Below are 25714 nucleotides of genomic sequence, written 5' to 3' on the forward strand. Positions count from 1 at the left end.
ATGAAAACCCCTTTCCACCCTGACATTACCTTTTTATTTCTGTTAACATACGCAGCTGTTCATTGTATTTTTCTTTTCTTAATTTTACATACCCGACCTCTTCAGCGAGGTTACCAACATGCTGAATCATAAACTCAACATAGTTTGCTACATTCATTTTATTTCGGATAGATGCATTATTCACATAAGTAAGTAGTGGCCTAGATAACGGCTTATACTTACCTGATTGAATGGTCTCTTTCGTCGGAAATACACCATTTACTTTTATTGCTTTCACCTTATCTCGATTAGCCATATAATAAGCATATCCTACAAAAGCAATGGCATGTTTATCATTCATTACCCCTTGCATAATAACTTGATCATCTTCAGACAAAGAGACTTTTTTTACAATGCGATGATTTTGTAAGATGACATTTTGAAAATAATCATACGTACCAGAGTCTACGCCTGGTGCATAAAACTTCACTTGTTCACGTGGCCATGTTGAATGAATTTGTGACCATCGCTTCTCTCTTCCATCTTCACTCCAAAGTAGTCGTAACTCGTCTACTGACATATCGTCTACCCATGTATTATGGCGATTCACAACAATCGTAAGACCGTCGTTAGCAACCTCAAAAGGTGTGAACTGAATAGAGTTTTTCTTCATTTCATTTTTCTCGACTTGTTTCATTACTCTCGAAGCATTATTTATATCTACTTCTCCTTTACTGAAACGATTAAATCCTCCCCCAGTTCCAGAAATACTGATGGAAATTTTCACGTCTGGATGCACCTTTGTATATTCCTCCGCTACTGCTTCTATAATAGGAAAAACCGTTGAGGATCCATCAACTCTCACTTCTCCCGTATCATTTAAAGCAAATGCAGTAGACATTTCAAAACAGAGGAACCATATTGATAATACGAAAACTTTAATCGGTGTACGCATCCATTTCACGTGTTCTTCCTCCTAGAAGTAACCGGAAATAACAGGATTACAGATATAAGAATACTGCTAAACTATTAATTCGGTTTTAATTGTTTGTAAAAGTTTTGTAAAGTTCCACATAAATCAACATACGGTACAATTTTAATTCAGTAGTAGCTATTCATTTCCTCTGATGATTTCCCTATAAAATATTTATCCCCTATCCCACCATATACAAGTATCATTTATACGGCCGCGTTTTTTTCAATGTTGTATACTTGTCCACATTTATTACACGATATGCATAAACCATAAAAAAAAGCACACTATCTTTTCAGATAGTGTGCTTTTTTACAACTTTTTTATTCATCATCTTGCTCTTTATTTTTATTGTCTTTATCATCTTTTGGAGCTTCACCATTTACTTCTTTGTTTTTCAAATCAAAGTAAGCGTCCATAATTTCACGACCAATATATCCATTAATACCAGTCTTATCATCATGTACCCACGGAACGACAACAGAGAATGCTACTTCTGGATCTTCAAGTGGCGCATAACCTACTAATGTTAAGTTATATGTTTCCACACGTTCACCGTTTGCCTTTCTACCAATCTCTTTATCTCCGCCATACACAGTTTGCGCGGTACCTGTCTTCCCTGCCGCTTTATATTTTGCACCTGTAAAGTATTTTGTAGCTGTACCACCTGAATCATTATAAACTTGTCTAAATCCTTCTTGAACACGTTTAATTTGCGATTCTGGCATATCAACACGATTTAATACTTTCGGTTCCATAGATTGAACAACTTTCCCAACTTCATCCGGTTTCACTGCCGGTTGACGAATTTCTTTTACAACTTGTGGTTGCATACGATATCCGCCATTGGCAATCGTCGAAATATATTGCGCTAATTGAAGTGGTGTATACGTATCATACTGTCCAATTGATAAATCTAGTAAGAAACCTGGTTGACTACTTCTACCCATCTGACCAGCAGATTCATTCGGTAAATCAATTCCTGTTTTTACACCAAGTCCAAACTGTCCGAAATAATAACGCATCGTATCAAATGCTTTTTGAGGTATATCTAACGTACCACCTCTCACATACTGAACACCGGCGATATTCATCGCTGTTTTAAACATATAAACGTTAGAAGACATTTTTAAAGCTGTCAGGTCATTAATGTATCCCATCGTTTTCCAAGACGACTTCGTAGGTGTACCTTTTAATTTAATTGGTTCATCCAATTGTACTGCCCCTGGTTGAATCGCACCAGTTTGATATCCAGTAAGTACTGTTGCACCTTTTACAGTTGATCCCATCGGATAAGAACTTGTCATGGTACCTAATGCAAAGTCATTTACTTTCGTTTGGCCATCTTCGTTAACTAATTGTTTCCCCGCCATAGATAAAACTTCACCATTTTTTGGGTTCATCATTACAACGAATGCGCGATCTAAAAGAGGTTCGCTTCCTTTAAACCTCATTAAATTCTTCGCAAGAATATCTTCCACGCGCTTTTGTAATTCCATATCAATTGTTAAGTTCAAGTCATTACCGCTTTGTCCTTTTGATACATTAATCGTTTCTAAAATATTACCGTTTTTATCTGTAACATTTCTAACTTCTGCTTTCGTACCGTGCAGACTATCTTCATACTGTTGTTCAAGATAACTTTTCCCTACTCGGTCATTTCGGTTATAATCACGAACAAGATAGTAATCTAGTCTTTCTCTCGGTAAACCTTCGTCAGAAGTTGTTACACCACCAAGTACACTTCGGAACAAATCACCATCATATGCATATTTTCGTTCCCAATCAACACTTGTATCTACTCCCGGTAATTGCGCTAAATTTTCACTAATAATCGCATATTCTTCATCTGTTGCATTTTTCTTAAGAACTTGAGGTGTCATTGCATATCCGCCATCCATCTTACTCTTAATCGCTAGTATTTCTAGATCTTTTGCGGATAATTGATTAATCTCTTCTTCTGTTACACGACTTCGCTGGCGCTCGTCTAATTCTTTATCATCAATTTTTTTATCTTTAAACTCTTGACGATCTTTATTCGTAATTTTTTCTTTAGCTTCCTCTTTATGCATAGCAAGCCAATAATCTTTTTTATCGCGATCCGTTAATTTATCTGTCGGTACTTCAATCAAATCTGCTAGCTTTTTCGCTGTTTCTAAGCGATCTTCTGCAGTTGATCCTTTCATTTTTGTAAATGTAATAGTACGAATGGCTGCATTATCTACTACAGGTCGCCCATAACGGTCAAATATTTTCCCACGCGGTACAGGATTACTTATCGTTGAGTTTTCTTTCTTCTCCACTTCATTCTTATATTCTTCACCGCGAACAATTTGTACATATCCGAGCCTTACAATAACAGCGGAGAACATTAAAAACACGCAGAAAAACAGCACGTTTAACCGAAAAGGAACGTGGGTCTTTTTCTTATTTTGCTTCTGCTTCTTGCTCATACAAACCCCCTCTACCAACAGCTATGTAATGTGAAAGGGACACCTTCATACAGGTGTCCTCACTGCTGTCTTACATCTTTTTCTATTCTAGCATAAAACAAACGAGAAGTTAACCTTCTGGTTCAGTTTGGTTTTGCGCGTTCCCTTGCGTTACAACACTTGCTTTACTCGCATTTCCCTCATCATATTTGACATTTTTAACTGCAAAATAAATAAGAAAATGTCCAGCACCTAAAATACATAATAAGTAAGGTAAACTTTTTTCAGGTGGAAAGAATAGTACAGCACATAAAAAACTTAAAATGGAACAGATTCTTCCGGCGTTTAACCACAGCTCCCGAACAACGACATATTCCACACGCCATTCTCTCGCATTTTTCGCTCTACCAATTACGTCATATGTCATTGATCCGTACGGAACAAGTAAAATAGGATATGCAATTGCAATACATGCCGCATAAATAAGTAATTTCGTGTATGTAACATTGAAAATAACTAAAAAGACGACAGCATATAAAATAATGCCTCCAAGTAAAATTGCTTTTTTTCGCCACTCCTTCTTTAACATACGAGCAACTAAGTAATAACATACAAAGGATACAGCAGAGTTCACTAAACTGTATTTCCCTAATGCAAACTCACTATTAGTTGCTAAATAAACATATACTGAAATGACAAAAATAAATGTTCCTTCTCTCAATCCTTGAAAAAAATGAGCTCGTGTAATCTTTCCCCAATTTTTATCAATCCGTCGTTCTTTCAATACTTGCACGATTTCATAACGCCCTTCACATTCTCTTTTAGATAAAAAGAAGCTTAAGACGACAGCAATTGCAAATAGAACTAATGAAAGAAAGAATATAACAGTATAGCCACTCCATTTCTCCATACGTGAAATTGTGTATCCTGCTGCTATTGGTCCAATCATTCCAGAGAAGGATGTAAGAAGTCCAAGAAACCCATTAAAGAAATCTCTTGTTTCTGGTTCTGTAATTTCAAATGTCAATAAGTTAAAAGCCAACCAGTAAAAACCGTATCCTACTCCTAAAAGAGCCCCCATTAATAAAATATACTGAGAAGCACTTTTCCCTGCTACTAAGACAACAATAAAAAAAATTGCGAGCGTCCCTACTCCTATTCGTAATAAAATCGAACGATCGATACGTTTCGCTAATTTTCCCCCTACAAGAAATGTGAGAGGCTGTAATACCACGCTGGCTAAATTATACAAGCCAAGATTCACATAATTTTGTGTTTGTTTCCATAAATAAATATTTACAAACGTATTCGATAAAGAAATTGCGAGCGTGTATAAACCTCCTATAAGGAGCAATAACACTAAATCCCGATTCACTTCAACGTCACCAATTATATGTTTCCATTTCATACACAACTCTCCTTTACTTCATGTTCTAGTCTTCCAAAGACAAGCCCAATTATGTAAAAGGAAAGCATAGAAAAAAGCTAGGAGCTCTCCCCTAGCTTTTTCTATATTATTACGATTATTTTGCTTCTTGGTAACGTTTTTCAGCAGCGTTCCAATCTACAACGTTCCAGAATGCGCCGATGTAGTCTGGACGACGGTTTTGGTAGTTTAAGTAGTAAGCATGCTCCCAAACATCTAAACCGATAACTGGAGTTTTACCTTCAGTTAAAGGAGAATCTTGGTTTGGAGTGCTTGTTACTTCTAACTCACCATTGTTTACTACTAACCAAGCCCAACCAGAACCGAAGCGAGTTGCGCCAGCTTTTGCGAATTCTTCTTTGAATGCATCGAAGCTACCGAATTTTGCTTCAATTGCAGTTGCAAGTTCACCTACAGGTTGTCCTCCGCCGTTTGGAGATAGGATTGTCCAGAAGAATGTATGGTTAGCATGTCCGCCACCATTGTTACGTACTGCTGTACGGATTGCTTCTGGTACTTCGTTTAAGTTTGCAACTAATTCTTCTACGCTTTTGTCAGCTAATTCTGCATGACCTTCTAAAGCAGCGTTTAAGTTTGTAATGTACGTGTTGTGATGTTTTGTATGATGGATGTTCATTGTTTCTTTGTCAAAGTGAGGCTCTAAAGCATCATACGCATAAGGTAAATTTGGTAATTCGTGTTTTGCCATTGTTATATTCCTCCCAGTTTATGTATTGCCACTTAAGTGACATACAACTTCATTCTACCCTAATTGCCATAGGGTGCAAACAAATAAATCACATTGTCTTGCTATCATTAAAGTAGCAAAATTCCCACTTCTTTTCAATTAAAATGCTCATATATTCCGTAAAAAAAGCTTCCTTCTACAAGGAAGCTTCCTGCTAACATAATAAACATGCGAAATGGATATGGACCCTGTAGGACTCGAACCTACGACCGGACGGTTATGAGCCGTCTGCTCTAACCAGCTGAGCTAAGGGTCCAAAATTATGTATGTAACAACATATCAAATAAAGGAATTCCTATCGGATATGCTCTTTAAGAAATGTAAGATAAATTTACCATATAGAAAAGAAAAGTGTCAATTGTATTTTTCTTATTTAAAAGAAGAAAGTTAATAGAAGAAATTTAGTTATCTCCACTATATGTAAATATAATATATCTTGAGATTCTCTAGATTCCTACGTTACAATGATTTTATACATACATAAAGGAAGTGAATCTATGTCCATATTTACCCAATTCGTAAAAAGCATATACTCGCCTAAAGATATGGCGCTATTCCGTTTTCAAAAAATCGGTAAAACCATTTTGTATATTATGCTACTTTGCTTAATTACTACTATTCCAAGAACTTTTTTGTACGGTAGTTTTATCCAGGATGGTGTTGGCATGGTAAATCAAGTCATCGATAAAGATTTACCTGATTTTAAAATCGAAAATGGCGAACTAAAAGCTGATATTGATCAACCTATTGAAAAAGAAGAAGGAAATACACTTTTCGTATTTGATCCAAATTCAACAGACCTAGAAAAATATCAAAATAAAACAGGTTTATTTGTTTTAAAAGATAAAGTAGTCTCTATGGGAAATGGTCAAACACAAACGTATTCTTATAACGATTTGTTAGGTGCATCTCTTGAGAAAAAAGATCTACAAGAATTTATTTCTTTATTCGATAATATTTATCCAATTTTATTATTTGTTATTGGATTCTTAGTGTACCTATTCCAATTATTCATAACTTTTGTAGGCGTGACTTTACTTGCGTTCATCGGTTCTGCTATGAGCGGTCAACGTAAACTATCCTATAAACAAGTTTGGACACTAACTGCATACAGCTACACAATTCCAACAATCTTCTTTATGATTATGGATGCATGCAAGATTGTCGTACCTGGATCAACATTCATCTATATCGCAGTTGTTTTAATTGTTCTGTACTTAACAATTAAAGAAGTTCCAAAACCGAAAGAAAAATAAGAACGAAAAAAAATGCCTAAATAGGCATTTTTTTTTTGGACAAGCATATATTCCTAGCAAAGGAGTGAAGAATATGAAGAGATTAGGTATATTCCTATTCGTGCTTGTTCTCGGTTATATATTTTATTACGATATAAAAATCGGTACTTTACCGATGTTAAGTTCATATAAAAAAACAACTGCTGCTCAAACAATTAAAAAAGAAAACACAGACAGTCAACAAAATAAAGCGAACAAAACAGAAAAAGAAACGGATGTATCTTATAAAACAATTGAAGTAAAAACTGGTGAGACAGTTCTTTCTATTACAGAACAAATTAACAAGAAAAAAATTCCTTCCATAGAAAAAGTCATTGACGACTTTAAACAATTAAACAAAAGTACATCTGCTACAAAAATACAAATTGGAAAGTCTTATAAATTCCCGTTATATCAATAAGCTATCACTTAATCCTTGTCAATTACATAAAGGCGCTGATACAATAGTAAAAGTGAAACCGAGTACTTCGGTTTCTATAGCCCTATATCACGTATACTATCATTGATATGAGGGACTAAATAAGAAACTTCTTTTATAAGGAGAGCGATCTATTCGTGAATGAAATGACTCATCGTACAAAAACACGTCCAGTTAAAGTCGGTAATTTAACAATCGGCGGTAATAATGAATTAATTATACAAAGTATGACAACAACAAAAACACATGATGTTGAAGCAACAGTTGCTGAAATCAAGCGTTTAGAAGAAGCCGGCTGTCAAGTCGTCCGCGTTGCCGTTCCAGATGAACGCGCAGCAGATGCTATTGCTGATATAAAAAAACAAATCAACATTCCACTTGTTGCTGATATTCATTTTGATTATCGCCTTGCTTTAAAAGCAATTGAAGGTGGCATCGATAAAGTACGTATCAATCCAGGTAATATTGGTCGTCGCCATAAAGTAGAAGCTGTTGTAAATGCAGCAAAAGAGCGCGGTATTCCAATCCGTATCGGTGTAAACGCTGGTTCATTAGAGCGACACATTTTAGAAAAGTACGGGTACCCAACTGCAGATGGTATGGTTGAGAGCGCGCTACATCATATTAAAATTTTAGAGGACTTAGATTTCCACGATATTATCGTATCTATGAAAGCCTCTGATGTTAACTTAGCAATCGAAGCATACGAGAAAGCTGCTCGTGCTTTTGATTATCCATTACATTTAGGTATTACAGAATCTGGAACATTGTTTGCCGGAACTGTAAAAAGTGCTGCTGGTCTTGGAGCAATCTTAAATAAAGGCATCGGAAATACACTACGTATTTCATTAAGTGCTGATCCAGTTGAAGAGGTAAAAGTTGCTCGCGAATTATTAAAATCATTCGGTCTTGCGTCTAATGCAGCAACACTTATCTCTTGTCCAACTTGTGGTCGTATTGAAATCGATTTAATTAGCATTGCTAACGAAGTGGAAGAATACATCTCTACACTTCAAGTACCAATTAAAGTTGCAGTACTTGGTTGCGCTGTAAATGGCCCTGGTGAAGCTCGTGAAGCTGATATCGGTATTGCCGGTGCACGTGGAGAGGGATTATTATTCCGTAAAGGGCAAGTCGTTCGTAAAGTGCCAGAAGAAACAATGGTAGAAGAACTGAAAAAAGAAATTGACGTAATTGCTGCTGAAATGGCTGCTGAACGAGAAAAAGAAAAAGAGACACAAGAACAATAAAAAGAAGGTTGCCACAATATTTGTGAGCAACCTTCTTTTCTACGTAAAAAAGCTCGTCAGTTATATAACCGACGAGCTTTTACTTTGCACATTTTGGACAACGACCATATATTTCAAACTTATGACCCGTTACTTCATAACCAGTAAAATCTTTATTCATAAAATCCATTGGGCAGGAAGTAATCTCTTTCGTTCCCCCACAATCCAAACAAATAAAATGATGATGATGTTCCATAATAGAACAAGTAAAACGAAAATGTTTTTCACCATTTAATTCCGTTTGTTCTAAAACACCAATCTCAGCAAAAACTGTTAAGTTACGATAAATCGTATCAAAACTAAGCCCTGGATAATCGTCCTTCATATGCTCTAAAACGTCTTTCGCAGTTAAATAACGATTATGTGCTGCAAATAATCTGAGCATCTCTTCTCTTTTTCCAGTATGTTTGTATCCTTTTTCTTTCATTAGGCGTAAAGCTTCTGTTAGATTCATACCTATCCCTACTTTATGCAGTTTTTTTCTTCTTCCATAAAATCGCACCGATTAAAATAAGAACTGCTATCATAACAATTGTACCACCTGGCGCTAGATCAAGTTGATACGAAGCAAACATTCCACCAATTACTGCAATTTCACCAAATAAAATGGAAAAGAAAATTGTTTGTTTAAATCCTTTAGCAATACGAATACTTGCTGCAACTGGTAACGTCATTAATGATGATACAAGAAGAACCCCCACTACACGCATTGATACTGCAATGACAAGAGCAACTAATATAATGAAAATAAAGTGAATCCATTTCGCTCTTAAACCAGTTGATACTGCGTATTCCTCATCAAATGATAATAGAAACAGCTCTTTATATAATAAAATAATTGTCGCAACAACAACAATTGCTACAATCCCAATAATAATTAAATCTGTACTTGTTACAGCACTGACACTACCAAATAAATAACTAAATAAGTCTGTGTTAAATCCATTTGCAAGTGAAATGAAAATAACTCCAACCCCCATCCCTGCCGAAAGGATAATTGGAATTGCTAATTCTTGATAGTGCTTATATACAGTTCGTAACTTTTCGATTAGTAGCGCTCCACCAATCGAGAAAATCATCCCCATATATAAGGGGTTTAAAAATCCACCTGTAAAAATGGTTTTTTCAAGTAATAAACTTGCTGCAATACCCGATAACGTCACGTGACTTAATGCATCCGCAATAAGAGATAAACGACGAATAACAACAAACACACCAATTAGCGGTGCAACAAGTCCAATTAAAATACCAGCGTATAAAGAATTACGTAAAAAGTCATATTGTAAAAAATCTTGTATCATTATATCCTCCCGTGATGCTCATGTTCGTGTTCTAAACGATGAACATGATGTCCATATAAGACGGACATTTCTGCATCTTCTAACTCTCGGAACTTCTCTACATTTCCATGGAAATGTAGATGTTGGTTTAGGCATGCAACATGTGTTACTTTTTCAGTAACAGCTCCCATATCATGAGTAACAAGAATTAATGTGATCCCGAGCCTTTTGTTTAAATCCTCTAATATTTCGTAAAAACTTTCCACATTTTTCACATCGATTCCAACAGTAGGCTCGTCCAAAATAAGCAATTCAGGATCACTAACGAGCGCACGAGCAATAAATACACGCTGTTGCTGTCCACCAGAAAGCTCTCCAATGTTACGACCTTGAAACTCACTCATCCCTACATCAGCAATTGCTTTTTCTACCTTTTTCTTATCCTCTTTTGTGAAAAAGCGAAAAAGCCCTTTTTTCGAAACAAGTCCCATTGACACAACTTCAGAAACAGTTGCTGGAAAACCAGAATTGAAACTATTTGCCTTTTGGGATACATAACCAACTTTGTTCCATTCCTTAAACTTCTTACTATCAACGCCAAACACGCGAATGCTTCCTTCTTTTGGCTTTAAAACACCTAATAAACACTTAAGTAAAGTTGATTTACCTGAACCATTCGGTCCCACTAAACCTAAAAAAGCTCCCTTCGGAACTTGCAAATTAATATTTTCTAACACATTCCGATCTTCATATCGGAATGTTAAACCTTCAATTTCTAATATATTATTCATAGCATCTCACCTATTTTAATTCAGAATGATTCCGATTTATATCTATTTGAATTATAGTACAGCTTATTATAGTTGTAAACCAATCTGCCTAAAATATATCTATTTTTTCAAGAAACCTTACTATTATAACAAAAAGCAGAGAAAAATTCTCTGCTTCCGAAAAATATTCCTATAAACTTTTTAGTGAATAGCCGATTTAAACTTACCACCATTTGTCTCTTGCGTGCTCATAATCGTAACAAATGCATTTTCATCAATTTCATGCACAATTGATTTTAACTTCGTCACTTCTAGACGCGTTACAACTGCATAAATAACTTCTTTTTCTTTATCCGTGTAACCACCTTTCGCTACAAGCTTTGTAGTTCCACGGCCAAGACGATGCAAAATCGCGTTTGATACTTCCTCATATTGATCAGATACAATTAAAACCGCCTTCGTTTCATCTAGCCCTTGAATTACTGTATCGATTGTTTTAAATGCGATATAGTACGTCATAACAGAATACATCGCTTGTTCCACACCAAACACAAATGCTGCCCATGCAAAAATAAATAAGTTCACAAACATTACGAATTCACCAACAGAGAATGGTAATTTCTTCGTTAATAAAATCCCCATAATTTCAGTTCCATCTAGCGATCCACCATGACGAATTACAAGTCCTACACCAAGACCTAAAATAAGACCACCAAACACTGTCGCTAAAATAGGTTCTGTTGTAAATGGTGGTACCGCATGTAACGTTGACTCAATGAAAGCTAACGCTACAATACCAAATGTCGAAGATAACATAAATGTTTTTCCAATTTGCTTATAACCGGAATACATAAATGGGATATTGAGAACAACGACTAAAGTAGAAAAACTTAACCACCAAATGTTAGGAGTAAGATAATCTAATATAAGAGAAATACCAATAATTCCACCATCAATAATTTTATTTGGCATTAAAAATAGTTCAATTGCTACCGCCGCGCATGCTGCTCCAAAAATAATCATAACTAAACGATAAATGAGATGAATAACACTTTCTTTTCGATGTTGCTTTTGCTCCATAAGTCCTCCCTTTACTCTTTTTCTGTAGTTTTGTCCTTATATTATAACATACGCTTCTTTTCCTCATGAAAAAGAAACTCCACACGAATATGTACAAGCTATATGCTCATATATTTCGATAGAAGAACGCGTGAAGGAGGATAATAAGATGAACCTCATTAAACAAATTGTTAATAAAAAATTAAATCATATTTCTACAAAAGAGCTATTAAAATATAGCAAAGAATATGAAGTTCCCATTACAGCCGCACAAGCTGATCAAATCGTTTTACTTATGAAGGGTAAAAATATTAATATTTACGATAACAACGAGCGACTAGAGCTTTTAAAACAAATCGCAAAAGTAACTTCCCCTGCCACTGCCCAACAAGTAAATACATTATTTCAGCAACTACTAAAATAAGGAGGGGATTTCCCCCTCCTTATTGCGCTTTAATTTTTTCAAGAAGCCCTTCATCAAAAGTGCCGTTTTTCAGCATTTCGATTTCCAATTTGTATGGTGGCTTCTTATCTTTTTTATCTTCCCCTACATACGGTGTTTCAAGAATTTTTGGTACATGCATTAACTGTGGATGATGTACAATGTGATGCAATGCTTTATACCCAATGTGACCAAATCCAATGTTTTCATGACGGTCTTTTCCTGCTCCGCGTACATTTTTACTATCATTAATATGAAGTACTTGTAAACGATCTATACCAACGATCTTATCAAATTCGTTTAATACGCCGTCAAAGTCATTTACAATATCATATCCTGCATCGTGCGTATGACACGTATCAAAGCATACAGATAGCTTTTCATTATATTTTACACCATCAATAATCTTTGCAATTTCTTCAAAGCTACGACCGCATTCTGTTCCTTTTCCTGCCATCGTCTCTAACGCAATGTTAACCGTCTGTTCTGGCGTTAATACTTCATTAAGCCCTTTAATAATTTGTTGAATACCAGCATCTGCTCCAGCACCAACGTGCGCTCCTGGGTGAAGAACAATTTGTTTCGCTACACCTAATGCCGATGTTCTTTCAATTTCCATGCGAAGAAAGTCTACGCCTAATTGGAATGTTTCTGGCTTCGTCGTATTCCCAACATTAATAATATACGGCGCATGGACGATAATTTCCTCAATTCCGTTCAGCTCCATATGTTTTCTTCCTGCTTCTATGTTCAATTCTTCAATTGGTTTTCTTCGTGTATTTTGCGGTGCACCTGTATAAATCATAAACGTTGTTGCACCGTATGAAACAGCCTCTTCACTTGCTGCTAATAACATTTTCTTACCACTCATGGAAACATGAGATCCAATCTTTAACATACAATCACCTCTTCAATATACAATAGATATAATGATAGCATAATTTGTAGAAATATGTAGTGAATTGTTTGTTCACAAAAGACGCACTACACAAATTCATATGACTATTTAGACAGACTATACTCTTCATTTAAATTAGCGGGATTAAAAAAAGATAAGGGAAACCCCTTATCTTTTTTTATTGCTATATTTTCTCTTCACTTTGTCACGTTCTGTTGCAAGTTTACGTTTATAGTTTGGTTTTACTTTTTTCGGTTTTTTAATAACTTTCGTTGCCATAACATCAAGTTCGTCATTTGGTTTTTTACGGCTCTTACGACGACGACGCTCACCTAAATCTGCCCACTCATCTCCACGTAAATCTACATGTTTAAACTCGATATGACGTTGTTTTTCTAAGCTATCTAACGCTTCTTCGTTTGCTGGATCATAAATCGTCACTGCAATACCAGAATGCCCCGCACGTGCTGTTCTTCCAACGCGGTGAACGAAGAAATCTAAATCTGATGGTAGCTCATAGTTAATAACATGGCTAATCCCTTCAATATCAATACCACGTGCTGCTAAATCAGTCGCAACAATATATTGGAATTCAAGGTCACGAATTTGTTTCATCATTTTTTTACGATCACGTGGTGATAAATCCCCGTGAATTCGTCCAACTTTTAAGCCACGTTCCATTAATCCATCAGCAACTTGGTCTGCCATCTTTTTCGTATTCGTGAAAACAACTGCTAAATACGGTTTAAATTGAAGTAGCATTTTATGCACTAAATCAATTTTATTACGATGTTTAGAAGGCACTAAATAGTGTTCAATGTTTCCAGCTGCAACTTGTTTTGGATTGATATGAATATGCTCTGGATTCTCCATATATTTCTTCAGAAACGGTTTTAGTTTTTGAGGAATTGTTGCAGAGAAAACTAACATTTGCAAGTTTTTAGGCATGCGTGCTGCAATTTTGTCTACATCATGAATGAATCCCATATCAAGCATTAAGTCTGCTTCATCGACAATAATCGTATTTGCTTTATGAACAAATAATGCTTGTTCTTCAACTAAGTCTTTAATACGTCCTGGTGTCCCAACTACGATATGAGGTTGTTTTTTCAATTTCTCAATTGAACGTTGTTTATCAGTTCCACCAATTAAACAACGTGCTGTAATCATTTGGTCTTCCGCACAAAACTTTGTTAATTTCACGATTTCTTCGTAAATTTGTTGTGCTAACTCACGAGTAGGCGCTGTAATAACAAGTTGTACTTCTTCACGACTTGCATTAATTCTGTTTAATGTAGGAAGTAAGTATGCATGTGTTTTCCCAGAACCTGTTTGGGATTGTCCAATTACACTTACACCTTTTTTCACGACTGGGAAAATTTTCTGCTGAATTCCTGTCGGCTCTGTAAAGCGTAGTTCACGAACTGCATCTATTAAAAATGGTTTAAAATCATACTGTGTAAAAGTTTGTTGTGTCATAAGTTACACCTTCTTTCTAAAATTTCTACTGCGCGCACAAATCAGTCAAGTCTACATTATATCGAAATCTACAAGTAAATCCATCTTTAGTTTAGGTTTTCACTTCAAAAACTAACCTTCTTCCCTTTTATTGCATATTGTATGTGTATATACCTAACTGAAGAAAGGAGGATTTCTCACATGTTTCCGAAATCCCCTACAAGGCAAATGTATCCGAATCCAGGGCAGCAACCTTATACACCATATCCAATTCCACAACTACCACCAATGGCACAAAAAAAGAAAGGTTTTCTTGCTAAGCTTTTTAAAAAACACGATCCAACCGAGCCGTTTATGCAAATGGTTCCACCTTACCGACAAATGGAAGGGCAACCAATGATGCATCAGCAACCACCACCGCCGCAATATCATCAGCAATATCCGCAGCAATACCAGCAACAATATCCGCAGCAACATCCACAATATCAACCATACATGCAGCAACATCCTGAGCAAATGATACCGCCTCAAATGTATGAATCAAATGAAACGCGCGGCGGCGCAACTACAACTACAACTGCGGCAACAGCAAGCAGTGGCATCGGCAGTTTTTTTTCGAACTTAATTTCGAATCCAACTAATATGATAAATAACATCGAAAAAGTATCCCAAGTCGTTCAATCTGTAGGTCCTGTCGTCGAACAGTATGGTCCTATTATGCGTAGTCTACCAAGCATTGTTAAAATCCTCACCTCTGGAAAAAGCACGGAAGAAAATCAAACGGAAAATGTAACAGAGCCAGTTGAGGTAGAAAGTCCGCCTCCTGCACCTCAAAAAAAGAAACGAAAACGAAAGAAAATAGTGATTGAACCTGTAATAGAAAAAGAGTTACCGAAAGAACCAGTTCAACAAACAGCAACAAAACCAAAACTATATGTGTAACAATCCTTTGTTTTCTATCCACTCCTCCTTTATAATGTAAAAGACTATGCACAAAAGTATCCCTTGTTTAGAAGGAGAGGATTACTCATATGAAAATTGTTAAAATTTCCCCCCGTGGTTATTGCTACGGTGTTGTCGATGCAATGGTAATTGCACGTAACGCCGCATTAGATAAATCATTGCCGAGACCCATTTATATTTTAGGTATGATTGTTCACAATAAACATGTTACAGACGCTTTTGAAGAAGATGGAATCATCACATTAGACGGTCCAAGTCGCTTAGAAATTTTAGATAAAATTGATTCTGGTACTGTTATTTTCACTGCACACGGTGTTTCTCCAGAAGTTAAACAACGCGCAAAAGAAAAAGGTTTAACAACAATCGATGCTACTTGCCCAGATGTTACCAAGACGCATGACCTTATCGAAGCTAAGAAAGCGGAAGGGTATCATGTCATTTATATCGGTAAAAAAAATCATCCAGAGCCAGAAGGCGCAGTTGGTATTGCACCTGACATCGTTCACCTTATCGAAAGAGCCGATGATTTAAAAACATTAGAAATCCCAACAGATAAAATTTTAGTAACAAATCAAACAACGATGAGTCAATGGGATGTTCAACATTTAATGGAGGACATTCAAAAAAAATTCCCAACAGCAGAATTCCATAAAGAAATTTGTTTAGCAACTCAAGTTCGCCAAGAAGCTGTCGCTAAACAAGCTGATGTTGCAGACTTAACAATTGTTGTTGGTGATCCGAAAAGTAACAATTCAAATCGCTTAGCACAAGTATCACAAGAAATCGCGGGTACAAAAGCATATCGAGTTGCTGATGTAAGCGAAATTCAATTAGAGTGGCTACAAGGTGTAGAAAACGTAGCTGTTACAGCAGGTGCTTCTACTCCAACGCCAATTACGAAAGAAGTTATCGCTTTCTTAGAGCAATATAACCCAATGAATCCCGCTACATGGGAAAGAGTTCGAAAAGTACCGTTACAAAAAATATTACCTCGCGTGAAAGTGAAAAAAGAACAATAATAAAAACCGTTGCTTGCATGAGCAACGGTTTTTATTTTTCTTATACAAATATAAATGGATCTGTATGTAACTGCGAAGCATGAATGTGTACATTGAGTTTCTTTGCATCCACTTTTTCTTGTAATTGCTTTTGTACACCTTGTTTCATTACTTTTTCAACATTATGTCCTGGGTCAACTATATTTAAACCGAGCATCATCGCATCATGAGCAACATGATAGTACATGTCACCAGTTACATATACATCTGCTCCTTTAAATTTCGCTTGGTTTATATATTTATTACCATCTCCACCAAGTACAGCTACTTTACGCACTTTATCGTCTAACTTACCGACAACTCTTGCGCCCTTCACGTCTAATGATTGTTTCACATGTTCTGCAAATTGACCAAGCGTCATTTCTTCTTGTAAGTATCCTATTTTTCCTAGGCCTAACGTTTCACCTTTATTATCAAGCGGATACACATCGTATGCTACTTCTTCATAAGGGTGCGCCGTTACCATTGCTTTAATCACTTTCCGCTGTAATGAAGCTGGAATAATCGTTTCGATTCGCACTTCTTCTACACGTTCTAACTGTCCAGTTTCCCCGATATAAGGATTTGTCCCCTCTTGAGGTACAAATGTGCCTGTACCCTCGCTACTAAACGTACAGTGGCTATAATTGCCGATATGACCAGCACCTGCGTCTCCTAATGCTTTCCTTACTTCTTCTGCATGAGTGACTGGCACAAACACAACAACTTTTTTCATTTCTTCTGCATATGTCGGTGCCAAAACTTCTGTATTTTGCAATCCTAACGCCTCAGCAAGTAAATCATTTACCCCGCCCTTAGCAACATCCACATTTGTATGCGCTGCATAGATTGCAATATCATTTTTAATACACGTTTCAATAATTCTTCCGTACGCTTTATCTGTATGAATCGCTTTTAACGGGTTAAAAATTAAAGGATGATGAGCAATAATGACATTTGCTCCTAATTGAATCGCTTCCTCCACAACTTCCTCCGTTACATCTAATGCAATTAATACGTGCCGCACGGGTTTATTAAGCGCTCCAATCTGCAGGCCAATTTTATCTCCTTCCATCGCCAAATGCTTCGGATACATACTTTCAAATAAAGAAATAATTTCATGGCCATTTGGAATTTTACTCATGATAAAACCTCCCCTATCATTTTCATTTTCGCTTCTACTTCCCCACGCTTCGCTTTTGTTTCTTCAGAATTAGCCGCACGTTCTAACTGTTTTAAAATATTTTGGAAGTTTTTTAATTCTCCTTCCCATTTTTCAACGAAGGCTTCACTTTTTTCTGTTATTAAAAATGGTCCCATAAACAATTCAGCTTGTTTATTTTCAGAGTAAGGCGCTGCAACATTTCCTTGCTCCCCTACTAAAATTTCGTAAATTTTCCCATCTTCTTTTACGATTTTTTCATGGATAAGCTCCCAACCATTCTCAATAAACCATTCACGAATATGATGCGCTGCAATATTAGGCTGTAAAATTAAACGTGTTACACCTTCTAATTTTTCTTTACCACTTTCTAAAATGTCACGAATTAACGCTCCGCCCATTCCGGCAACCGTAATTACATCTACTTCTCCTGGTGCGATAACAGCTAATCCATTCCCTTTACGCACATCTACTTTATCTTGTAAACCACTTTCAGCTACAGTTGCTTGCGCAGAGCGAAATGGTCCATCTACAACCTCTCCTGCAACTGCTTTTGTAGCAATATTATTTATAATTGTATAACACGGTAAATACGCATGATCCGATCCAATATCAGCGACTGTAGATCCTACTGGTATTTCACGTACAACTTCTTCTAATCGTTTTGAAAGCTTTACTTCATTCATGTATTTCCATTACTCCTTCTCTTGTCAGTCTGTCTCCATGATAATGAATTTATAGTAGTTGTTGCAAGCCCATAACAACAATTCACTGCTCTATCATTCATCGTATTTTAGAAAATATAGAAAAACAAGCCCTTTGCATAAGCAAAAGGCTTGTCATACGGAACTTTATTTTTTCTTCGATAACCAATCAGCTACTTTAGCGGCTTGATCAGCTGGAACTATATTGGCAGGCATATTGCCTTTTCCTTTCGAAAGAATTTCTTTAATTTCATCCTTTGAAAGTTTCCCACCAATTTTTTGTAAGTTAGGTCCAACTGCCCCTTGTAACTGATCACCATGGCAGCTCGTACAGCTTTGCTTCACAATATCTTCTGGTTTTGATGCCGTTTGTGCTGGCTTCCCGCCATTTTTTGCATCAGCTAACTCTTTAGATTTATTTAGCCCCTGAAATGAAAATACAAACATAACGATAATACCCAATGCTGCAATAAGAGCGAACGGAATCAGCGGATTACGTTTCATATCTCTTCTCCCCCCTCTATACCCCTAAATAGTTAGATGATTCAGTCATTTCCATTGTACTTGAAAACGCTCTATCAGAAAAGAGTAAACTACCACTTGTTAAAAATATTCCATAAATTCAGTTTATTGTTTTTTATTGTCATATCGCTTATTATTTCGATAATTATTAACGTTTCTCATCATATTTTTCGCTTTTCTACATATATTTTTGTATAGAATAAACAAAATTAATCGAAAAATCGAAAAATGAGCATTTGCAAATCAAAAGACAATTCTGTAAAATAAATTACAAGAAATTGTAATCGTTGCCGATAGCTAAATTTTAACAAAAATTAACAAAATAAAAAAGTTTACTTCACAATGGTGAAGTAAACTTAAAAAATAACCTATTCTAAGAAATCCTTAAGACGCTTACTACGGCTTGGATGTCTTAATTTGCGAAGTGCTTTTGCTTCAATTTGACGGATACGCTCTCTCGTTACGCCGAATACTTTCCCAACTTCTTCAAGCGTACGAGTTCGTCCATCATCTAAACCGAAACGAAGACGTAGAACATTTTCTTCACGATCTGTTAGCGTATCTAACACATCTTCTAATTGTTCTTTTAGCAATTCATAGGCTGCATGGTCCGCAGGCGATGTTGCTTCTTGGTCTTCAATAAAGTCACCTAAATGGGAGTCATCTTCTTCACCAATTGGTGTTTCAAGAGAAACTGGCTCCTGTGCAATTTTTAAGATTTCACGTACTTTTTCTGGAGCAAGATCCATTTCTTCACCAATCTCTTCAGGAGACGGTTCACGACCTAAATCTTGTAATAATTGGCGTTGTACACGAATTAACTTGTTAATCGTTTCAACCATATGAACTGGAATACGAATTGTTCGCGCTTGGTCTGCAATGGCACGTGTAATAGCTTGGCGAATCCACCAAGTTGCATACGTACTAAATTTGAAACCTTTACGATAATCGAACTTTTCAACAGCTTTAATTAGACCCATATTACCTTCTTGAATTAAGTCTAAGAAAAGCATACCACGGCCTACATAGCGCTTTGCAATACTTACTACAAGACGTAAGTTTGCTTCTGCAAGACGACGTTTCGCTTCTTCATCGCCCTCTTCAATACGCGTTGCAAGTCGAATTTCTTCTTCTGCAGATAGTAAGTCTACACGACCAATTTCTTTTAAATACATACGAACAGGATCGTTGATTTTAACCCCTGGTGGTACACTTAAATCATTGAGGTCAAACTCTTCTTCTGTTTTTGAAATTTGGCGATTATTAGGGCCTTCTTCGTTGTCATTATCACCAACTAAGTCAATGCCTTGTTCACCTAAATATTCATAGTATTCATCCATTTGATCGGATTCAATTTCAAATCCATTCATGCGTTCTGCAATCTCTTCATATGTAAGAACGCCACGTTTTTTTCCGAGCTCAGTGAGTTGTTCTTTCACTTGCTCAAGGGTCATTTCAGTTTCAATTTGTTTAGAACGAGCTGGTTTGTCAGCCATCTGTTCCCCTCCTTACGCGAGATACAAACATTCATTATACTAAAACTTTATCAAAAAAGCTATTTTCTCGCTTTTTGATTTTGTAAATATGCTACATAATATTTAGCAGCCTCTACAGGATCTGTTTTTTCCATTTGTTTCACTTTAAAGATGATCTCCATCTTTTCAAGTTTTTCCTGATGCCGTCTAAGCGTCTCCAAATGGCCTTGTAACACTTCTTCTGTGTATTCTGGATTAATAAATTCATCCGTCGAAATATCAGTGATAATATTTTTCAACTTTTCATCAGAGAGCCAACTTAAAAATGTTCCGACTGAAGGTTCATTTCCCTTTTCATAATATGCGTATAGTTCATATAAAATCCCTTTATGTTCTTCTGTATGAAAATCTTCTATATGGGATTCCATACGAACAGCTACTTCTGCACTTTGCAACATATGGTAAATAATTTCTCTTTCCGCTCTTTCAAAACCTGTTAACTTCGGTTTTGTTTGAACGACTTGAGACGGTTTAGCAACCTGCTTTATTTGTTTTTGCTGTACCTTTTGTTCTTTGCGATATTGGTGCAATTGATTCAAAAGTGTTTCCATTGAATACGAAAATTCTTGCGATAATGACTTCAAATATGACTCTGCCTGCATCGCATCTTGTAACAACGATAACTCTTTTAAAACACTTTTCACATATTCTTCTTTGCCAGACTCATCTTGCAAATTTTTCCCTAAACGCAAATAATTTATTTTAAAACCAACAAAACTCACACTTGATTTCACAAGATTTTCAAAAGCAGTAGTCCCATATTGTTGCACATATTCATCAGGATCAAGCTTATCTGGCAAGGATGTGACTTTCACTTGGCAACCAACTTTTAGCAATAATTGCCCTGCTTTCATCGTCGCTTCTCGCCCTGCTTTATCACCATCATAGCAAAGAACAACAGTTTCAACGTTACGTCGCAGAAGTTTTGCTTGTTCTTCAGTTAAAGCTGTTCCCATTGTCGCAACAGCTTCTTCCACACCACTTTTTACCGCAGCTAGTACATCGGCATATCCTTCGAAAAGAACCACTTGCCCACGCTTTCTAATAAATGGTCTTGCTTGGTGGAAGTTATACAACAATTTACTTTTGTGAAAAATCGGTGTTTCAGGACTATTTAAATATTTCGGAGTGTCATCTCCTAACGCCCTTCCACTAAACGCTATCACCTTACCTTGTAACGTATAGATCGGGAACATAACTCTTCCACGGAAGCGATCATAATGACTACCATCCTTCTCACTTCTTATTAGAAGGCCAGCTTGTTCCATAGTAGACAGCGATAAACCTCTTTTTTGTAAAATTTTCGTCGCTGCATCCCAAGCAGGTGATGCATAACCAATTTCAAACTTCTCAATCATCTCTTTCGTAATACCACGGTTTAATAAATATGAAAGTGCTTCATTTCCCTCTTCCGTATTTACTAATAAATGATGATAATACTTTTTCAATAATTCATGAGCTTGTTGCATGATGACAGTGTCATCAGATATGTCTTCTTGTTGTCCTTGTCCTGATGTGTACTCTGCAACCGCAATTCCATTTCTTTCGCCTAGCTTTTGAACAGCCTCGGTAAACGCCAGTCCTTCCATTTTCATTAGAAAGGAAAATACATTTCCACCTTCTCCACATCCGAAGCAATGAAAAATTTGCTTATCAGATGAAACAGAGAATGAAGGAGAATTCTCACCATGAAATGGACAAAGGCCGAAATAGTTACGCCCCTGTTTTCTAAGTTGAACGTATTCACCAATGACTTCTACAATATCGGATGATGTCCGAATCTGTTCAACAACTTCTTCGGGAATTCTGTTCCCCATAACTCCATCTCCGTGTCGTATTTTGTATTCGATATAAATTAAAAAATTCCTTTATAATTCGACAATATTTTTCTAAACTTGTTAGAAAGTGTTGCCGATTACATTGTATAAACGATTTTGAACCTTTCCTATAGGTCCTTTATCTGCATAAATCGCATATACATACTTGCTATATAAAATTGTATACATTTGCTCATCTGTTACAAATGTATCTCTTAGAAACAATACATATACACCTTTTTACAAGAAGAGTAGCAAGCCACATATACTGTTTGATCTTGAGATCTGTAACTTTTTCATGTTGATCCATATAACAATCAACTCCATTTTGTTCAGTATCTACAATGATCCAATTGCCTTGCTATTTCCTTAAAGGATGAGCATATGATGCGACAAACAAAATTCCGACATGAAATTCCGCTCCAACTTGCACAATTTCAGCCTTCACGGGATATACATCTACACCAACTAATATGTTGTTGATGTTTTGCATATTTCTGTATTCTACATCCCTTCTGTGAATCCTTCCATAATGTGCGTTTTCTTGTATAGATTTTGTCGATTTAACGTAATTACATGTCTTTTTCGTAAATCCTATCCCTAGTTTATTCTGAAAAATTAAAGTCTAAACGTAAAATATAGGTTTTTATCACAATTTTTTATTATAATATATTTTCTTCAACTACGCTACATATCCCTTTATTTTTTCATCTTACATTTCAGGATGACAAACTCACACCTTGAATATACTAAAAGACAAAGGAGTATAAGTATAACCATTACACTACAATCTATTACAAAATCCATAGGTATCATATTTCACATGAGCGAAAAAAGCACATTCACCTTTGGTAAATGTGCTAAAACATTTTTTGGTTTTGCACTGCATTCACAATAATATTTGCTGTTTCTTCAATCGCTTTATTCGATACATCGATTACTTGGCAATTTATTTTACTAATTACTTCCTCAAAGTGATCAATTTCTTCTTGAATACGATTAATATTTGCATATGTTGCTCCATCACTTAATCCAAGTGATTTTAATCGTTCTTTTCGAATATGATTTAACTTATCTGGCGTAATTTTCAAACCGAAACATTTTTCTTTTGCCACTTGATATAGTTCTTCAGGTGGGTCAACTTCTGGCACGAGTGGTACATTCGCAACTTTCAAGCGTTTGTTATGAGCTAAATATTGGGAAAGTGGTGTTTTTGATGTACGCGAAACACCAATCAACACGATATCTGCTTTTAAAATACCTCGTGCATCTCTGCCGTCATCATACTTCACAGCAAACTCAATCGCTTCAATCTTTTTAAAGTATTCTTCATCTAACCTACGGACAACACCTGGCTCATATCTCGGCACTTGCCCCGTAATTTCTTCAATTTGATCAATAAGAGGGCCGATAATATCGTATGCCTCTACCCCTTCTTTTGCAGCCTCTGTTACTAAATACTGGCGCATATCAGGCTTAACTAACGTAAAACATATAAGTGCTTGATTACTCTTAGCAATCGAAATCACTTCTTTTAATGTCCCTGTATCTTCTACATACGGTACACGTCTAATATCAGGAGCAAACGGGAATTGCCCCATTGCTGCTCGAACAACCAAATCAGCCGTTTCTCCTACAGAGTCAGATACGACATATACGATTTTATTATCCATTACATTACCTCACTTTAAACAAATTACACTTATTCGTTATTTACTAAATTTACAAACGCACGTGTAATATTTGTTTTTGTAATTCGCCCAATCACTTCTAAACCTTGTTTCGTATCTTTTACAACTGGCATTGCATCAATCTGTCTTTCTATTAATTCCATCGCAATATCATATAAAGAATCCTCTCTACGACACATCGCAATGTTTGGCATCCTTGTCATGATAATATTAACCGGAAGAGAGGTTAAATCCTGCTTTCCTAAGCTCGCTCTTAATAAATCTTTACGAGACACAACACCAACTAATAGAGTCATCTGATCTACAACGAACAATGTACCAACGTCCTCTAAAAACATCGTACAAATTGCATCGTATACGGAAACATTTTTATCAATTACAACCGGTCTAGATTGATAATCTTGTACTTTAATTTTCTTAACAGCTTCAGATAATAGCTGCCCCCCAGTTTTACCCGTATAAAAATAACCTACGCGTGGACGTGCTTCTAAATAACCAGCCATCGTTAAAATTGCTAAGTCTGGTCTTAGCGTCGCACGTGTTAGACCCAATTGCGCTGCAATTGATTCCCCTGTAATAGGACCGTGATCTTTTACAATCTGAATGATATGTTCTTGCCGTTTATTCAGCTCTATGATAATCACCACCTTTAATGCACAACGAAAAAAGTTATACTATCTCTTAAATATTATATACTAAATATGCTATTCGAAAAAGAAAGTATGTAAAAAGGACCGTATACGGCCCAAAATTATATTTGAAACTTATCAAGTTGTTCTAAAAAACGTCTTGATTTCAAATAAATTCCGCAATATTCATCATAATATGTATTCAATACTAAACGCATTTGTTTTTTTGTGCTATCCTTTACCGATACATTTCCGAGCCTATGTAAATCGAAATGGAAGAAAAGGCGTAATAATTTATGAACAGCTTCTCCTACCGGTATACGATATGGGTCTTGCTCTGCATGACGTGAGCACAGAAAACCGCCTTCCCTTACGGAGAAGGCGACAAAGTCTGTTTCTTGATGACAAATCGCACATGTATCAAAGTACGGGCGCATCCCTAATACCGGAAGCATTTTCGTTTGATAAATTAATGATAATACTTCTGGATCAACACCCTCACACATATAATGCAACGTTTGATATAACATTTCAAATAAATACGGATTATGTTTTTTATCTTCTGTTGCTTTATCAGTTAACTCAACAATAAATGATGCATAAGCAGTTAAAAATATATCCTCGCGAATTTCTTTCATAGTTGAAATAATCTCGCCTTGTTGCAATGTTCCAAGCCCAGATCCCATTTGAATTAGAAAATGGCCATGTGTCATTAATTGCGACACAGATGCTAATCGGCTTTTCGGTTTTTTTGACCCTCTTGCCATTGCACTTACCTTACCAAGTTCTCTTGAGAATATTGTAACAATTTTGTTCGTTTCTCCGTAATCTGTCGTACGGATAACGATGCCCTCAACTTTTTGAAACATGTTCGTCACCATCCAAGGTTTGAACAAAACGGGTCAAGAAATTGGAGAGTCTAGATGCGCTAGCTCCTCTTCATGTTGATCCATCTCATCGTTTACGTCTTTTTCCATTTCTTTCAAAAGCAAGTACGTTTCAATGCTTCCTGTTTTGGAGAAAAACTTCCAGGTAAAATCTAGCATAAGAATCCACCTTTCTCAATAAGCGTAGCCTATAAACCAATTTCCTTTGTTGTTATTAAATTGACCCATTTTGTCCATTTTCATGTGAGAAAAATTTTTCCTAATTTATCAAAGTTCATAAAAACCAATAATCAGTGGATG

26 protein-coding genes and 1 tRNA gene are annotated in these 25714 nt (G+C 36.1%); 6 read left to right on the forward strand and 21 right to left on the reverse strand.

Going from position 1 to position 25714, the window contains the following annotated elements:
• Nucleotides 1–25: 25 nt before the first annotated feature.
• The 5 genes from NST90_RS20185 to NST90_RS20205 all read right to left on the reverse strand — a co-directional run bounded on the left by NST90_RS20185 (nucleotide 26) and on the right by NST90_RS20205 (nucleotide 5814).
• Nucleotides 26–943, reverse strand: coding sequence for a PstS family phosphate ABC transporter substrate-binding protein (locus NST90_RS20185; protein ID WP_000871830.1), 918 nt, complete (start codon nucleotides 941–943; stop codon nucleotides 26–28).
• Between the two features lie 332 nt (nucleotides 944–1275).
• Complete coding sequence (locus NST90_RS20190) at nucleotides 1276–3405, reverse strand: penicillin-binding protein 2 (RefSeq protein ID WP_000038987.1); 2130 nt, start codon at nucleotides 3403–3405, stop codon at nucleotides 1276–1278.
• 109 nt (nucleotides 3406–3514) lie between these two features.
• Nucleotides 3515–4792, reverse strand: a complete 1278-nt coding sequence (locus NST90_RS20195) for an MFS transporter (RefSeq protein ID WP_000871384.1) — start codon at nucleotides 4790–4792, stop codon at nucleotides 3515–3517.
• 115 nt (nucleotides 4793–4907) lie between these two features.
• The gene (sodA, locus tag NST90_RS20200) at nucleotides 4908–5519 is read right to left on the reverse strand and encodes a superoxide dismutase [Mn] (protein WP_001052031.1); all 612 of its coding nucleotides are present in this window, start codon (nucleotides 5517–5519) and stop codon (nucleotides 4908–4910) included.
• 221 nt (nucleotides 5520–5740) lie between these two features.
• Nucleotides 5741–5814: transfer RNA gene (locus tag NST90_RS20205), tRNA-Ile, on the reverse strand.
• Between the two features lie 241 nt (nucleotides 5815–6055).
• Between NST90_RS20205 and yqgB the strand changes: the two genes are divergently transcribed.
• From yqgB to ispG, 3 genes are all read left to right on the forward strand, one after another.
• Nucleotides 6056–6814, forward strand: a complete 759-nt coding sequence (yqgB, locus tag NST90_RS20210) for a protein YqgB (protein ID WP_000021897.1) — start codon at nucleotides 6056–6058, stop codon at nucleotides 6812–6814.
• A 73-nt stretch (nucleotides 6815–6887) separates the two neighbouring features.
• Nucleotides 6888–7253 carry a protein YqfZ gene (gene yqfZ / locus NST90_RS20215; protein WP_000825414.1) on the forward strand — a complete coding sequence of 122 codons (366 nt, stop codon included), beginning with the start codon at nucleotides 6888–6890 and terminating at the stop codon, nucleotides 7251–7253.
• Between the two features lie 164 nt (nucleotides 7254–7417).
• On the forward strand, nucleotides 7418–8521 hold the full coding sequence (gene ispG / locus NST90_RS20220; RefSeq protein WP_153577907.1) for a flavodoxin-dependent (E)-4-hydroxy-3-methylbut-2-enyl-diphosphate synthase: 1104 nt from the start codon (nucleotides 7418–7420) through the stop codon (nucleotides 8519–8521).
• Between the two features lie 79 nt (nucleotides 8522–8600).
• Here ispG and NST90_RS20225 read toward each other — a convergent pair whose 3' ends face one another.
• The 4 genes from NST90_RS20225 to NST90_RS20240 all read right to left on the reverse strand — a co-directional run bounded on the left by NST90_RS20225 (nucleotide 8601) and on the right by NST90_RS20240 (nucleotide 11690).
• Nucleotides 8601–9014, reverse strand: a complete 414-nt coding sequence (locus tag NST90_RS20225) for a Fur family transcriptional regulator (protein ID WP_001054516.1) — start codon at nucleotides 9012–9014, stop codon at nucleotides 8601–8603.
• Between the two features lie 13 nt (nucleotides 9015–9027).
• Nucleotides 9028–9861, reverse strand: coding sequence for a metal ABC transporter permease (locus tag NST90_RS20230; RefSeq protein WP_000613815.1), 834 nt, complete (start codon nucleotides 9859–9861; stop codon nucleotides 9028–9030).
• Nucleotides 9861–10631 carry a metal ABC transporter ATP-binding protein gene (locus tag NST90_RS20235; RefSeq protein ID WP_001059662.1) on the reverse strand — a complete coding sequence of 257 codons (771 nt, stop codon included), beginning with the start codon at nucleotides 10629–10631 and terminating at the stop codon, nucleotides 9861–9863. The genes NST90_RS20230 and NST90_RS20235 overlap by 1 nt, the downstream gene beginning before the upstream one ends.
• Before the next feature lie 180 nt (nucleotides 10632–10811).
• The gene (locus NST90_RS20240) at nucleotides 10812–11690 is read right to left on the reverse strand and encodes a YitT family protein (RefSeq protein WP_000435963.1); all 879 of its coding nucleotides are present in this window, start codon (nucleotides 11688–11690) and stop codon (nucleotides 10812–10814) included.
• 148 nt (nucleotides 11691–11838) lie between these two features.
• Here NST90_RS20240 and NST90_RS20245 point away from each other — a divergent pair, with 148 nt between their 5' ends.
• Nucleotides 11839–12093, forward strand: a complete 255-nt coding sequence (locus tag NST90_RS20245) for a DUF2624 domain-containing protein (RefSeq protein WP_001048954.1) — start codon at nucleotides 11839–11841, stop codon at nucleotides 12091–12093.
• A 19-nt stretch (nucleotides 12094–12112) separates the two neighbouring features.
• Here NST90_RS20245 and NST90_RS20250 read toward each other — a convergent pair whose 3' ends face one another.
• Both NST90_RS20250 and NST90_RS20255 read right to left on the reverse strand, forming a co-directional pair.
• Nucleotides 12113–13009: a deoxyribonuclease IV gene (locus NST90_RS20250; RefSeq protein WP_000912460.1), complete on the reverse strand. Its 897-nt coding sequence runs from the start codon at nucleotides 13007–13009 to the stop codon at nucleotides 12113–12115.
• Nucleotides 13010–13177: 168 nt separating this feature from the next.
• Nucleotides 13178–14488, reverse strand: coding sequence for a DEAD/DEAH box helicase (locus NST90_RS20255; RefSeq protein ID WP_000194017.1), 1311 nt, complete (start codon nucleotides 14486–14488; stop codon nucleotides 13178–13180).
• A 180-nt stretch (nucleotides 14489–14668) separates the two neighbouring features.
• Between NST90_RS20255 and NST90_RS20260 the strand changes: the two genes are divergently transcribed.
• A complete protein-coding gene (locus NST90_RS20260) occupies nucleotides 14669–15409 on the forward strand; it encodes a YqfQ family protein (protein ID WP_000484164.1) in 741 nt (246 codons plus the stop codon).
• An 89-nt stretch (nucleotides 15410–15498) separates the two neighbouring features.
• On the forward strand, nucleotides 15499–16449 hold the full coding sequence (locus NST90_RS20265; protein WP_000706662.1) for a 4-hydroxy-3-methylbut-2-enyl diphosphate reductase: 951 nt from the start codon (nucleotides 15499–15501) through the stop codon (nucleotides 16447–16449).
• A gap of 40 nt (nucleotides 16450–16489) precedes the next feature.
• Here NST90_RS20265 and NST90_RS20270 read toward each other — a convergent pair whose 3' ends face one another.
• The 10 genes from NST90_RS20270 to NST90_RS20315 all read right to left on the reverse strand — a co-directional run bounded on the left by NST90_RS20270 (nucleotide 16490) and on the right by NST90_RS20315 (nucleotide 25573).
• The gene (locus NST90_RS20270) at nucleotides 16490–17611 is read right to left on the reverse strand and encodes a Nif3-like dinuclear metal center hexameric protein (protein ID WP_000036246.1); all 1122 of its coding nucleotides are present in this window, start codon (nucleotides 17609–17611) and stop codon (nucleotides 16490–16492) included.
• Nucleotides 17608–18315 (reverse strand): tRNA (adenine(22)-N(1))-methyltransferase TrmK, encoded by a 708-nt coding sequence (locus NST90_RS20275; protein ID WP_001006538.1) that lies wholly within the window; start codon nucleotides 18313–18315, stop codon nucleotides 17608–17610. Before NST90_RS20275 ends, NST90_RS20270 begins: the two co-directional genes overlap by 4 nt.
• 165 nt (nucleotides 18316–18480) lie before the next feature.
• The gene (gene cccA / locus NST90_RS20280) at nucleotides 18481–18837 is read right to left on the reverse strand and encodes a cytochrome c550 (RefSeq protein WP_000828141.1); all 357 of its coding nucleotides are present in this window, start codon (nucleotides 18835–18837) and stop codon (nucleotides 18481–18483) included.
• Nucleotides 18838–19223: 386 nt separating this feature from the next.
• Nucleotides 19224–20351, reverse strand: a complete 1128-nt coding sequence (rpoD, locus tag NST90_RS20285) for an RNA polymerase sigma factor RpoD (protein WP_000764065.1) — start codon at nucleotides 20349–20351, stop codon at nucleotides 19224–19226.
• A gap of 59 nt (nucleotides 20352–20410) precedes the next feature.
• Nucleotides 20411–22207: a DNA primase gene (gene dnaG / locus NST90_RS20290; RefSeq protein WP_000528223.1), complete on the reverse strand. Its 1797-nt coding sequence runs from the start codon at nucleotides 22205–22207 to the stop codon at nucleotides 20411–20413.
• A gap of 81 nt (nucleotides 22208–22288) precedes the next feature.
• Nucleotides 22289–22432 carry a hypothetical protein gene (locus tag NST90_RS20295; RefSeq protein ID WP_000479733.1) on the reverse strand — a complete coding sequence of 48 codons (144 nt, stop codon included), beginning with the start codon at nucleotides 22430–22432 and terminating at the stop codon, nucleotides 22289–22291.
• 635 nt (nucleotides 22433–23067) lie between these two features.
• Nucleotides 23068–23880, reverse strand: coding sequence for a pyruvate, water dikinase regulatory protein (locus tag NST90_RS20300; RefSeq protein WP_000368944.1), 813 nt, complete (start codon nucleotides 23878–23880; stop codon nucleotides 23068–23070).
• Nucleotides 23881–23909: 29 nt separating this feature from the next.
• Nucleotides 23910–24542, reverse strand: coding sequence for a helix-turn-helix transcriptional regulator (locus NST90_RS20305; RefSeq protein WP_000583756.1), 633 nt, complete (start codon nucleotides 24540–24542; stop codon nucleotides 23910–23912).
• Between the two features lie 107 nt (nucleotides 24543–24649).
• Nucleotides 24650–25396 carry a DNA repair protein RecO gene (gene recO, locus NST90_RS20310; protein ID WP_000487015.1) on the reverse strand — a complete coding sequence of 249 codons (747 nt, stop codon included), beginning with the start codon at nucleotides 25394–25396 and terminating at the stop codon, nucleotides 24650–24652.
• 33 nt (nucleotides 25397–25429) lie between these two features.
• On the reverse strand, nucleotides 25430–25573 hold the full coding sequence (locus tag NST90_RS20315) for a YqzL family protein (RefSeq protein WP_000883924.1): 144 nt from the start codon (nucleotides 25571–25573) through the stop codon (nucleotides 25430–25432).
• Nucleotides 25574–25714 lie beyond the last annotated feature (141 nt).

Origin of the sequence: Bacillus sp. FSL E2-8900 (assembly GCF_037966225.1) — a bacterium.
Classification (GTDB): Bacteria; Bacillota; Bacilli; order Bacillales; family Bacillaceae_G; genus Bacillus_A; species Bacillus_A cereus.